Source organism: Streptomyces oryzae, assembly GCF_017676365.1.
GTDB lineage: Bacteria > Actinomycetota > Actinomycetes > Streptomycetales > Streptomycetaceae > Streptomyces > Streptomyces oryzae.
This window is the reverse complement of the sequence record NZ_JADKMA010000005.1, coordinates 1-12,232: the sequence shown is the minus strand read 5'-3', so window position 1 is coordinate 12,232 and position 12,232 is coordinate 1. Positions and strand designations below refer to the sequence as shown.

Here is a 12,232-nt window from a genome sequence, read left to right as displayed (position 1 = left end):
CCCTCAGTCCTGCCCGTACCGGGGGTCGACCGACTCCGGGGCGAGCCCCAGCAGTTCGGCCACCTGTTCCACCACGACCTCGTGCACCAGGAGGGCGCGTTCGTCTCTGGTGCGGCTGCGGATCTCGACCGGGCGCCGGAAGACGATCACCCGGTCAGGGCGCTCCCCGACGCCCTCGGTGACCCGCCCGAGCGGCACGGCGTCGTCGCCCTCGCGCACCTCACCGTTGTCCGACCGCGGCACTTCCTGTACGGCGAACTCGACTCCGGCCAACTGCGGCCAGTGCCGCTCCAGCCTGGTCACCGAGTCGCGCACCAGATCGTCGAACGCCTCGGCCCTGCTGATGGCGAGCGGCACCTGGGGAGGGGCGATGGGGCCGCGCATGCCACGGCCGTGGCGGTCTCGGCGGCGCGGCCGGGAGTCGGCCCGGCGCGGCGGTACGGGGCTGTCCATCACCTCCGAGCCTAGCCCGCCGCAGCTCGCACGCGAGGCATGACGGGCGCGTGCGGAGCATCTCCCGCATATCAGCGGATGAAGACTCTTCGCCCTTTCTGCCGCCTTGGTTGCCCTTTTAGGTAGAACGGGGCATGGGAAATGACCGTAATCAGGTGAATGGTGAACGCTTTGTGAGAGGACCGTGATCGCGGGCCCTCCGCCGGGGGGCGCTCCGCCGGTCGCCGTGCGCGCCTTTCAGCAGATCAGGCGTTTCCGGCGAACGCGGACGACACGGCAGGGTGACGTCCGGGAGAGTCGTCGCAGCCCGCTCAAGAGTGCGGTACGGTCCAACGTCGTGAGCCCTGTACGTCGCTGTTCGCGCACCGCTTGCGGTCGTCCCGCCGTCGCGACGCTGACGTACGTCTACGCGGACTCCACCGCCGTGCTGGGCCCCCTCGCCACCTACGCCGAGCCGCACTGCTACGACCTGTGCGCCGAGCACTCCGAGCGGCTCACGGCGCCCCGCGGCTGGGAAGTGGTCAGGCTCGCCGTCGACACGGCTGCTGCCCGCCCCAGCAGCGACGACCTGGAAGCCCTCGCCAACGCCGTGCGGGAGGCCGCCCGTACGCCACGCGCCGAGCCGCAGGACCCCGACCCCAAGGACCGGCTCAGCGGCCCGGACGGGCGCGACGCCGATCCGATGGAGGTGGCCCGGCGCGGCCATCTGAGGGTCCTGCGCTCCCCGGAGCCGTAGCACACCGTGCTGCCTGGCGGCACCCCTCACCCGCGCGGGTAGATTTGGGGCCGTTGCCGACCGACGACCCAGGAGAGGCTGGCCGTGGCTGATCTGTCTCAGATCGTTAAGGCGTACGACGTGCGCGGTGTGGTGCCGGACCAGTGGGACGAGACGACAGCGGAGCTCTTCGGTGCCGCTTTCGTCCGCGTCACCCGGGCCTCGGCCATCGTCGTCGGACACGACATGCGGCCCTCTTCGCCCGGCCTCGTCCGGGCATTCGGCCGCGGCGCTGCCGGCCAGGGCGCCGACGTCACCGAGATCGGCCTGTGCTCCACCGACGAGCTCTACTTCGCCAGCGGCAAACTCGGCCTCCCTGGTGCGATGTTCACCGCGAGCCACAATCCCGCGCAGTACAACGGCATCAAGATGTGCCGTGCGGGCGCCACACCAGTGGGCGAGGAGACCGGACTTGCCGAGATCCGCTCCCTGGTGCAGCAGTGGTCCGATGCGGGCGGCGCCCCCGCCTCCGACAAGCCCCAAGGGACCGTCACCGAGCGGAACATGCTGGAGGAGTACGCGGCACATCTGCATTCCCTGGTCGACCTGTCGGACATCCGCACCCTGAAGGTCGTGGTCGACGCGGGCAACGGGATGGGCGGGCTCACCGTCCCCTTCGTGCTCGCCGGGCTGCCGGTCGAACTGCACGAGATGTACTTCGAGCTGGACGGCACGTTCCCCAACCACGAGGCCAACCCGCTCGATCCGAAGAACCTGGTCGATCTCCAGCAGCGGGTGCGGGAGGTCGGCGCCGACATCGGGCTGGCCTTCGACGGCGACGCCGACCGCTGCTTCGTGGTGGACGAGAACGGCGACCTGGTCTCCCCGTCGGCGATCACAGCCCTGGTCGCCTCCCGGGAGCTGGCCAAGGAGCCCGGCGCCACCGTGATCCACAACCTCATCACCTCCTGGTCCGTCCCCGAGGTCATCAGGGAGAGCGGCGGTCTGCCCGTCCGCACCCGGGTCGGCCACTCCTTCATCAAGCAGGAGATGGCCAGGACGGGAGCGATCTTCGGCGGGGAGCACTCGGCGCACTACTACTTCCGCGACTTCTGGAACGCCGACACCGGCATGCTCGCGGCCCTGCACGTGCTGGCAGCGCTCGGCAGGCAGGAGGGCCCGCTCTCCCAGCTCGTGTCCCGCTACGACCGCTACGCCTCCTCCGGCGAGATCAACAGCACCGTCGAGGACCAGTTCAACCGCACAGCAGCCGTCAAGGCGTCCTTCGCAGGCCGTGAAGGCGTCTCGATCGACGAGCTGGACGGCCTCACCGTCACCGGCGTCAACTGGTGGTTCAACCTCCGCCCCTCCAACACCGAACCGCTGCTGCGGCTGAACGTGGAGGCCCGTGACGCGGCGGCTGTCGAGCGCCTCCGCGATGAGGTACTGGCCATCGTGCGCGCGGAAGGCGAGACCACCACCGCAGTCTGACAGCCGCCCCGGTACTGTCGGCCGCCCCCGGCGGTACCCTGACCGCACAAGCCAGCACACAGCTGCACCGTCAGCACTCAGCTGCCGCGCACCGCACCTGGAGGAACACATGCCGCTCGAAGCCGGACTCCTTGAGATCCTCGCCTGTCCGGCGTGCCACGCGCCGCTGCGCGAGGAGGGCGACGAACTGCTGTGCACCGGTGATGCGGAGTGCGGCCTGGTGTATCCGGTGCGGGACGGCATTCCGGTGCTCCTGGTGGACGAGGCCCGCCGCCCCGCCTGAACCGGCGCACAGCTGCGCCCGGCGCCGTCGCCGGGGAACGCGCAGCAGGCGCTGGTTACGCGCAGCAGGTGCACGCACGCACATCAGGTGCACGTTTCGCGCAGCAGGTGCACGCAAGCGTCGCACCGGAAGCCGATACGCGCAGCACCGGAAGCCGATCGGAGGCCACGGAAGATGCTCGACGAGACGCTCCTCGACGCCCCCGAGGCTCTGGCCCGCGCCGACGTACGCGGACTGCTGCGCGGCGCCGCACAGGCCGGAGCACGCGTCCGTACGGGGCTGCGCCACGCCACCGAGGCGGGTCTGGACAAGCTCCAGCCGGAGGGCCGTCCCCGCGCGCTCCTGGTGGCCGGACCCGGACCTGCCACCTCCTGTGTCACCGACCTGCTCGGCGCCCTCACCAACGGCGCCGTACCCGTCACCAGGCTGCGCCCCTCGGGCGCCCACGCGGCCACTGGTGCGCTGCGCTGGCCGCTGCCCGGCTGGGCGGGGCCGGTGGACCTCCTGCTGCTGGTCACTCCGGACGGCACGGAGCCCGGCCTGGTCTCCCTGGTCGACCAGGCGTACCGCCGCGGCTGCACCGTCGTCGCCGTCACCCCGGAGGGGGCACCGCTGGCCGACGCGCTCGGTGAGACCAGGGGGCTGGCGGTGCCGCTGGCGCCCGGCCCGTACGAGGTCTTTCCCTCACCGGACGTACCGGAGCACCCGATGGACGCGGACACGGCCGCGGGGCCGCTCGGCGGGAGCGGGCGGAACGGCGGTGAGGGCTTCGGCCTGAACGGCAGCCGGAACGGCACCGCAGAGCTTCCCGGTGAGGGCGGCCAGGACGGCGGAAACGGCGACCGCCAGTCGCGGCGGGCGCCCGCGACGCTCGCCGGACAGCCCGTCGGCGCCCCCGGCACATTCTGGGCGCTCCTCACCCCGCTGCTGCTCCTGACCGACCGTCTCGGGCTCACCCAGACCGGACCGTCGGCCCTCACGGCGCTCGCCGACCGGCTGGACGAGATCGCCGAACGCTGCGGCCCCGCCATCGCGCCCTACAGCAACCCCGGCAAGACCCTCGCTGTCGAACTGGCCGGTGCCGTGCCGCTGCTGTGGAGCGAGGGCGGTATCGCGGGCGCCGCAGCGCGCCACTGGTCCGCCGTACTGGCCGGACTCTGCGGGCGACCCGCCCTCGCGGCCGAACTGCCCGAGGCGATGAGCGCACACGGCGCACTGCTGGCGGGTCCCTTCGCGCCGGGCTCCGACCCGGACGACTTCTTCCGCGACCGGGTCGAGGAGCCGGAGACGACCCGCGCCCGCGTCGTCCTGCTGCGCGAGGCCGCACCCGGAAGCGAGTCCGCCACCGTGGCCGCCCGCGATCTGGCCTACGCGCACGAGGCGGCACTCAGTGAGCTGGAACCGGCCGAAGGCAGCGGCCCACTGGAAGCGGCGGCCGAGCTGATCGCCACCGCCGATTTCTCCGCCGTTTACCTCACGCTCGCCGACAGCGACTCCCCTTGGGCGTGAGGGCGGCAGCTGCCGCCCTCTGACCGGCATTCCGCAGTCGGCACGTACTTCAGCGCCCGCACGAACCCCTCCGAGCACGACAGGAACACACCTCATGGACCGTCTGGAGAACACCGTCAGGCCGTACGCCTGGGGTTCGACCACCGCCATCCCGGAACTGCTCGGCGAGAACCCCACCGGCCGGCCCCAGGCCGAGCTGTGGATGGGCGCCCACCCGGGCGCACCCTCGCGCATCGACAGGGGGACAGGACCGCTCCCGCTGTCCGAGGTGATCGCCACCGACCCGGAGCGCGAACTGGGCGTCGCGGCAGTACGCACCTACGGGCCCCGGCTGCCGTTCCTGCTGAAGCTGCTCGCAGCCGCCGCACCGCTCTCCCTCCAGGTGCACCCCGACAACACACAGGCAGCCCAGGGATACGCCGACGAAGAGGCACGCGGCATCCCGCTGGACGCACCGGAGCGCAACTACAAGGACGACAGCCACAAGCCCGAACTCATCTGCGCCCTCACCCCGTTCGAGGGACTGTGCGGCTTCCGGCACCCCCTGGAAGCCGCAGCGCTCCTGGAGGGCCTCGGCGTGAACGGTCTGAAGCCGTACGCCGACATCCTGCGCGCCCGCCCCGAGAGCGAGGCGCTGCGCGAGGTCCTCACAGCCCTTCTGACGGCCGACCAGGATGCGATGGCCGCCACGGTCGCCGAAGCCGCCGAGGCGGCCTCCGAACGCCCCGAGTACGCCGTGCACGCCGAGATCGCGCACCACTACCCGGGCGACCCCGGCGTCCTCGCCGCGATGCTCCTCAACCATGTCGTGCTGCGCCCCGGTGAGGCGCTGTTCCTCGCCGCCGGTGTTCCGCACGCCTACCTCAGCGGTCTCGGCGTCGAGATCATGGCCAACTCCGACAATGTGCTGCGCTGTGGTCTGACGCCCAAGCATGTGGACGTTCCCGAACTGCTGCGCATCGTCCGCTTCGAGCCGACGGAGCCCGGAATCCTGCGTCCCGAGGCGGACGACGCCGGCGGCGAGGAGGTCTACGAGACACCCGTCGGCGAATTCCGGCTCTCCCGCTTCGTCCTCGTCCCCGGCGCCCGTCCGCACCCGCTGCGCTCGACTGCCGCACAGATCCTCCTGTGCACCGCGGGAGCCGTCGTGGTGCGCGCGGGAGAGGACGGCGGGGAAGACGGGGCGGGGGAGCTCAGCCTCGCCCCAGGGCGGTCCGTATTCGTTCCGGCTGGGGAGGCGGTGCAGATCTCGGGTGACGGTACGCTCTTCCGCGCCACCGTGGCCGTCTGACCGGACGGCCGCACAGCAGCAGGAAGGACCCCGGACTCGTGAGTGCATCAGGCGGAACAAAGGCGATCGTCGCCGCGCTGGGCGCCAACCTGGCAATCGCCGCCGCCAAGTTCGTCGCGGCGGGCTTCAGCGGCTCGGCCTCGATGCTTGCGGAAGGCGTCCACTCCGTCGCCGACTCCGGGAACCAGGCGCTCCTCCTACTGGGCGGGAAAAAGGCCAAGAAGGAAGCGAGCGAGGAGCACCCCTTCGGCTACGGCCGCGAGCGCTACATCTACGGCTTCCTGGTCTCCATCGTCCTGTTCACCGTCGGTGGCGTCTTCGCCCTCTACGAGGGCTACGAAAAGATCGCTCACCCACACGAAGTCGAGCACTGGTACTGGCCGGTCGGTGTGCTCATCTTCGCGATAATCGCCGAAGGGTTCTCCTTCAGGACCGCCATCCAGGAGTCCAACGAAATCCGCGGCAAGCTCAGCTGGGGGCAGTTCGTCCGCCGCGCCAAGGCTCCCGAACTGCCCGTCGTCCTGCTGGAGGACCTCGGCGCGCTCGTCGGTCTCGTTCTGGCCCTCGGCGGCGTGGGCCTGGCGCTGCTGACGGGCAACGGCGTCTGGGACGGCGTGGGCACCATGTGCATCGGCGCGCTCCTCGTCGTCATCGCGCTGGTGCTGGCGGTCGAGACCAAGTCGCTGCTGCTGGGCGAGTCCGCCGACCCGGCCGAACGGGACAAGATCCGCGCCGCGCTCGTGGACGGTGAGACCGTCACCCGCGTCATCCACATGCGCACCCTGCACCTCGGCCCCGAGGAGCTTCTGGTGGCCGCCAAGGTGGCCGTCCAGCACGACGACACGGCGGCGCAGATCGCCCGCGCCATCGACGCCGCCGAGCACCGCATCCGCGAAGCCGTACCGATCGCCCGCGTCATCTACCTGGAGCCGGACATCTACCGTGCCCAGGACGCCGAGGCGGAGTCCGCTGCCGAACCCTCGGGCGTGACAGGCGCCTGACCGCGGTCGCTGCGACACCATGAGGAGGGCCCGCTCTGGGGCTCCGGGCGGGCCCTCCTGGTGCGCCAACTCAACTGTGCGGCTGCCTCACCGGATCTCAGCGAGGGTGGTCAGCACCGTCTCCTTGTCCGGCGCCCCCAGCAGACGGGTGCGGAACGCGGGATCCATCAGCGTGCGCGACAGCAGGGACAGGATGCGCAGATGCTCGTCACCGGCTGCCGCCTCGGGCACTGCGATCATGAACACCAGCCGCGCCTTCGTCCCGTCCAGCGCGCCCCACTCGATGCCCTCGGCCGACCGTGCGAAACCGACAACAGGTGCGGTGACCGCGTCCGTCTTGGCGTGCGGAATGGCGATCTCCTCGCCGAGCCCCGTGGTGCCCTGCTCCTCCCGGGCCAGCGCCGCCCGTACAAGCCCCGCACTGTCGGCAACCTTGCCGCTGCGCTCCAGCAGTGCGGCCATCTCCCGGACAGCGGCCTCCTTGTGGGCAGCGGAGAGCTGTTCGCCGACGGTCTCCGCTGTGAGGTATCCGGAGAGCACGTCGGACGCCCCCTCGGCCGCTTCCGTGCCCACTGCTGCACTGCTCGCCGTCTCGCCCTGGGCGTCCTGAGGGGCTACTGCTGCACCGCCTTGAGGCGGTACGACGGACTGCTGCGCCGTCGCAACAGTGAGCTTTTCCTCCGCGCTCTCCGTCCCGGCTGAACCGGCCCCGGAACGACGCTCCCCGAGCGTCACCAGGCCGACCGTGGTCAGGGCTGTGACGGCCGAACCGATCAGCAGCGCCACGAAGAACATCACCACCCCGTCGACCGCGCCCAGCACCGCCACGATCGGCCCGCCGTGCGGCACGTTGTCCCCGACCGAGGCCAGCCCCGCGATACAGCCCGCGACGGCGCCGCCGAGCATGTTCGCCGGGATCACCGTGGCCGGCCGGGCGGCGGCGAACGGAATGGCGCCCTCCGTGATACCGAAGAAGCCCATGAACAGCGCGGCCAGACCGGTCTCCCGCTCCTGGTCGGAGTAGAACCTGCGGCGCAGCAGCGTCGCCAGCCCCTGCCCCAGCGGCGGAACCGGAATCGCCGCCGCACACATCCCCATCACCTCGGGGCTCTTGGAGACCAGCCCGGCACCGAACAGGAACGCGGTCTTGTTGACGGGGCCGCCCATATCAAAGGCGATCATCAGCCCCAGCACCACGCCCAGCAGCGCCGCACTGGTGCCCGTCATGCCGCCCAGGAAGTCGGTCAGATTCTCGAAGACCCAGGAGATCGGCTTGCCGATGACGTAGATGAAGAACAGCCCGAGCGCGGACGTCGCCACAACCGGAATCACGATGATCGGCATGATCGGCCGCACGAACCGGGACACCGGCACCAGCTTGATCCAGCGGACCAGATACCCGGCCAGGAACCCGGTCACGATCGCACCGATGAAGCCCGCACCGGACTTGGAGTCGTACAGCTCACCGGTGTTGGCGATCCAGCCGCCGATCATCCCCGGCACCAGGGCGGGCCGGTCGCCGATCGCATAGGCGATGTAGCCGGAGAGGACCGGCACCATCAGCGTGAACCCGATGGTGCCGATATCGTTCACGTGCTTCCAGAAACTGCCGTCGGGTATCACCAGACCGCCGTCGGCCTGCGGGTGCCCGCCGAGGGCGAGCGAGACGGCTATCAGCAGCCCGCCGACGACCACGAACGGGATCATGTACGAGACGCCGTTCATCAGCGCCTTGTAGCCGACGCTGCGCTCCCCGCCCCTGGCCCCGGCGGCACCCGGCGCTCCGGCGCCGCCCGCACCGCCTCCCGACCCGCTGCCGCTCGCGCTGCCGCCCCGACCGCCCGCGTTCCCGGCCGAGGACGACCCGCCCCGGTGGACGGGCGCCTGACGTACGCGGTCGATGAGGCCGTCGGGGTCGCTGATGCCTTCCGCCACCCCGACGACCAGCACGGGCTTGCCCCCGAACCGGCTGAGATCCACGTCCTTGTCGGCGGCGACGATCACACCGTCAGCGGCGTTGACATCGTTGTCGGTCAAGACGTTCTCGGCCCCGATGGAGCCCTGAGTCTCCACCTTCATGGCGATACCACGGGCCTCGGCAGCCTGGGTCAGTTTTTCCGCAGCCATGTACGTATGAGCGATACCGGTGGGGCACGCCGTCACGGCGAGCAGTTTCAGCCCAGGACCGGCGGGGGGAGCCGCTCCGTCTCGGGGGTCGGCAGGACTGGTCACGTGGAAACTCCTAGCTCGGCCAGTGGGTGGAGGGATGCGATCTCGCGCCATCGCAGTCGCAGTCGCAGAGGCCGCAGGGTGCACCGAACCAGCCGGACGGCCAAAAAAGCAAGCGGCTGAAAACCGACCCCGAGGCGCCCTTGCTGTCAGCGGTGCCCCTCTTGTCCCCTGGACGGGCGGTGTAGATTCGTAGAGCCAGACGTCGCTGCTGATGGCGGTCGGGAGGCCCGCACGGCGGGCCACCGAGGGAGAGAGGGCCTCCGACGGACTGAGCTGCGAGCAGGGGACGAGTGTGCCCGGTCACCATGTGCGCCTCCGCACGACCGGCACCACACCGCTCCGCGCCGCAGCACGGACCAGCCAGCCTCATATCTCGACACCGAGGAGCAGCTCGCAATGACGACGACCTCCACGACCGGCCAGGACTTCAAGGTCGCGGACCTCTCGCTGGCGGCCTTCGGCCGCAAGGAGATCACGCTGGCCGAGCATGAGATGCCCGGCCTGATGGCGATCCGCAAGGAATACGCCGCGGACCAGCCCCTGGCAGGCGCCCGCGTCACCGGCTCCCTGCACATGACCGTGCAGACGGCCGTGCTCATCGAAACCCTGGTCGCTCTGGGAGCCGAGGTCCGCTGGGCCTCCTGCAACATCTTCTCCACCCAGGACCACGCCGCGGCTGCCGTCGCCGTCGGCCCCAACGGCACCCCGGACAACCCGCAGGGCATCCCGGTCTTCGCCTGGAAGGGCGAGACCCTGGAGGAGTACTGGTGGTGCACGGAGCAGGCCCTCACCTGGCCGAACGCCACCACCGGCGGCCCCAACATGATCCTGGACGACGGCGGTGACGCCACCCTCCTCGTCCACAAGGGCGTCGAGTACGAGAAGGCCGGCGCCGCACCCTCGGTGGACACCGCCGAGAACGACGAGCACCGCGTCATCCTCCAGCTCCTCAACCGCACTCTCGGCGAGAACCCGCAGAAGTGGACGCAGCTCTCCTCCGAGATCCGCGGCGTCACCGAGGAGACCACCACCGGCGTCCACCGCCTCTACGAGATGCAGCAGGCAGGCACGCTGCTCTTCCCGGCGATCAACGTCAACGACGCCGTCACCAAGTCGAAGTTCGACAACAAGTACGGCTGCCGCCACTCCCTCATCGACGGCATCAACCGTGCCACCGATGTCCTCATCGGCGGCAAGACCGCCGTCGTCTGCGGCTACGGCGACGTCGGCAAGGGCTGCGCCGAGTCCCTGCGAGGCCAGGGCGCCCGCGTCCTGATCACCGAGATCGACCCGATCTGCGCCCTGCAGGCGGCGATGGACGGCTACCAGGTGGTGACCCTGGACGACGTGGTCGAGACCGCCGACATCTTCATCACCACCACGGGCAACAAGGACATCATCATGGCCTCGGACATGGCCAAGATGAAGCACCAGGCCATCGTCGGCAACATCGGCCACTTCGACAACGAGATCGACATGGCCGGCCTCGCCGCCATCGACGGCATCGTCAAGGACGAGGTCAAGCCGCAGGTCCACACCTGGACCTTCCCGGAGGGCAAGACCATCATCGTCCTGTCCGAGGGCCGCCTGCTGAACCTGGGCAACGCCACGGGCCACCCCTCGTTCGTGATGTCCAACAGCTTCGCGAACCAGACGATCGCCCAGATCGAGCTGTTCACCAAGCCCGAGTCGTACCCGACCGACGTCTACGTCCTGCCCAAGCACCTCGACGAGAAGGTCGCCCGCCTCCACCTCGAGGCACTCGGCGCCAAGCTGACCACGCTCCGCCCGGAGCAGGCCGCCTACATCGGCGTCCCGGTCGAGGGCCCCTACAAGCCGGACCACTACCGCTACTGATCCCGGTGACGATCCGCATCTGACCCTGCGCCGGCCCGGCCACAACAGCCGGGCCGACCGCGGACGGCCAACCCGGCCCCAGGCCCCCGCCCCGGCGGGGGCCTGGGCGTCGCCGCACCAACCCCGGACACCGACCATGCCCCGCGGCCGATATTCGCTTCACGATCCGCACGACCACACCTTCCTCGGTGAAGAGCACTTCCACTGCGCCACCGGCCCCTCCGGCTGGCGCTACGTCTCCCAGCTCACCGCCCCTTCAGGAGCCCACACAGGCTCCGTGGACCTCACCCTCGACGAACTCGGCCGCCCGATCAGACTCGAACTGCACGCCGCGAACTGGCAGATTCGCGGAGCCGCACTCGACGGCGTCACCTGGGTGCGCTCCGACCCCGCAGGCGAGCAGGCCCAAGAGGGCAACGTCGCCGCCCACTCCTTCACCGGAGCCTCCCCCGCATTCCTCATCGCGACCTCTCGGCTGCTGCGCCCGGCCCCCGGTGACCGCGCCACACGCGTCCGCCTCGTCGCGTTCACACCCCCCGTCCTCGCCCCCCGCACTCTCGACCAGTCCTGGGCCCTGCTCAGCAGCGAAACACACGCCACTGACAACGGCCCCCTCGTCGTGCAGAACTACCAGGTCAACGACCTGGAGACGGGAGAGCAGCACGCCGTGCACATTGCCGGCGACGTCGTCCTCGCCGCCCCGGGCGTCGAGTTGGAAGACCTCGAGTCCCCACCCTCGACCTTCCCCTGACGGAAACCGCTGTGCCCCGCCTGACTGGGCGAAACCGGTGACATCGCCGTGTCGGACGCATACCGACGCCGCCGACTGCCGCATGATGTGCGCGGACAGCAGGGAACCTGCTACTGTCCTCTCCGCCCCGGAAATCCGTTGACGCGGTGAACCGTGGGCAGTAGATTCGAACAGTTGCCTAGAGTTGGACAAACTCGGCAGCAGCAGTTAGTTTCTTCTCCGCTTCGAACCAAGAAATCCGGTGACGGAATTCTTGCGCGAGAAGCCCCCGAACTCCGAACAGATTCGATCTGATAGAGTCGGGAACACCGAAAGGGCAAACGTCCGGAGAAGCCGGTGAGACGGTTTCGAAGGAAGCGTCCGTTCCTTGAGAACTCAACAGCGTGCCAAAAGTCAACGCCAGATATGTTGATACCCCGTCTCTCTGAGAGACGAGGTTCCTTTGAAACACAACAGCGAGGATGCTGTGAACCGGGGGGACTATTCCTCTTCCTGGTTCCGCTCTTTTTGTGAAGCTGTTTGAAGCATTCACGGAGAGTTTGATCCTGGCTCAGGACGAACGCTGGCGGCGTGCTTAACACATGCAAGTCGAACGATGAAGCCGCTTCGGTGGTGGATTAGTGGCGAACGGGTGAGTAACACGTGGGCA

General features: G+C 69.6%; 10 protein-coding genes and 1 rRNA gene. 9 read left to right on the top strand and 2 right to left on the bottom strand.

Annotation, left to right across the window (positions count from 1 at the left end):
• Positions 1 to 3: 3 nt before the first annotated feature.
• Positions 4 to 453, bottom strand: a complete 450-nt coding sequence (locus ITI46_RS01580) for a metallopeptidase family protein (protein ID WP_209237395.1) — start codon at positions 451 to 453, stop codon at positions 4 to 6.
• 337 nt (positions 454 to 790) lie between these two features.
• On the opposite strand from ITI46_RS01580, the gene ITI46_RS01575 reads away from it, so the two are divergent.
• From ITI46_RS01575 to ITI46_RS01550, 6 genes are all read left to right on the top strand, one after another.
• A complete protein-coding gene (locus ITI46_RS01575) occupies positions 791 to 1,189 on the top strand; it encodes a DUF3499 domain-containing protein (RefSeq protein WP_209237393.1) in 399 nt (132 codons plus the stop codon).
• An 84-nt stretch (positions 1,190 to 1,273) separates the two neighbouring features.
• A complete protein-coding gene (locus tag ITI46_RS01570) occupies positions 1,274 to 2,659 on the top strand; it encodes a phosphomannomutase/phosphoglucomutase (RefSeq protein ID WP_209237391.1) in 1,386 nt (461 codons plus the stop codon).
• Positions 2,660 to 2,768: 109 nt separating this feature from the next.
• Positions 2,769 to 2,942 (top strand): Trm112 family protein, encoded by a 174-nt coding sequence (locus tag ITI46_RS01565; protein WP_209237390.1) that lies wholly within the window; start codon positions 2,769 to 2,771, stop codon positions 2,940 to 2,942.
• Positions 2,943 to 3,116: 174 nt separating this feature from the next.
• Complete coding sequence (locus tag ITI46_RS01560) at positions 3,117 to 4,451, top strand: SIS domain-containing protein (protein WP_209237388.1); 1,335 nt, start codon at positions 3,117 to 3,119, stop codon at positions 4,449 to 4,451.
• Positions 4,452 to 4,545: 94 nt separating this feature from the next.
• Positions 4,546 to 5,742, top strand: coding sequence for a mannose-6-phosphate isomerase, class I (gene manA / locus ITI46_RS01555; protein ID WP_209237386.1), 1,197 nt, complete (start codon positions 4,546 to 4,548; stop codon positions 5,740 to 5,742).
• Between the two features lie 38 nt (positions 5,743 to 5,780).
• Positions 5,781 to 6,743 (top strand): cation diffusion facilitator family transporter, encoded by a 963-nt coding sequence (locus ITI46_RS01550; protein WP_209237384.1) that lies wholly within the window; start codon positions 5,781 to 5,783, stop codon positions 6,741 to 6,743.
• Positions 6,744 to 6,830: 87 nt separating this feature from the next.
• On the opposite strand, the gene ITI46_RS01545 is transcribed toward ITI46_RS01550, so the two are convergent.
• Positions 6,831 to 8,975, bottom strand: coding sequence for a fructose-specific PTS transporter subunit EIIC (locus ITI46_RS01545; RefSeq protein ID WP_307808018.1), 2,145 nt, complete (start codon positions 8,973 to 8,975; stop codon positions 6,831 to 6,833).
• A gap of 396 nt (positions 8,976 to 9,371) precedes the next feature.
• Between ITI46_RS01545 and ahcY the strand changes: the two genes are divergently transcribed.
• The 3 genes from ahcY to ITI46_RS01530 all read left to right on the top strand — a co-directional run.
• Positions 9,372 to 10,832 carry an adenosylhomocysteinase gene (ahcY, locus tag ITI46_RS01540; protein WP_209237382.1) on the top strand — a complete coding sequence of 487 codons (1,461 nt, stop codon included), beginning with the start codon at positions 9,372 to 9,374 and terminating at the stop codon, positions 10,830 to 10,832.
• 136 nt (positions 10,833 to 10,968) lie between these two features.
• Entirely contained in the window at positions 10,969 to 11,583 is a 615-nt protein-coding gene (locus tag ITI46_RS01535) for a hypothetical protein (protein WP_209237381.1), read from the top strand.
• A 527-nt stretch (positions 11,584 to 12,110) separates the two neighbouring features.
• Positions 12,111 to 12,232, top strand: a 16S ribosomal RNA gene (locus ITI46_RS01530); the annotation flags it as partial.

Bases quoted from the DNA above. Each gene is read 5' to 3' on its own strand.
- ITI46_RS01565 (WP_209237390.1), top strand. From the start codon at position 2,769: ATGCCGCTCGAAGCCGGACTCCTTGAGATCCTCGCCTGTCCGGCGTGC.
- ahcY (WP_209237382.1), top strand. From the start codon at position 9,372: ATGACGACGACCTCCACGACCGGCCAGGACTTCAAGGTCGCGGACCTC.
- manA (WP_209237386.1), top strand. From the start codon at position 4,546: ATGGACCGTCTGGAGAACACCGTCAGGCCGTACGCCTGGGGTTCGACC.
- ITI46_RS01535 (WP_209237381.1), top strand. From the start codon at position 10,969: ATGCCCCGCGGCCGATATTCGCTTCACGATCCGCACGACCACACCTTC.
- ITI46_RS01560 (WP_209237388.1), top strand. From the start codon at position 3,117: ATGCTCGACGAGACGCTCCTCGACGCCCCCGAGGCTCTGGCCCGCGCC.
- ITI46_RS01580 (WP_209237395.1), bottom strand. From the start codon at position 453: ATGGACAGCCCCGTACCGCCGCGCCGGGCCGACTCCCGGCCGCGCCGC.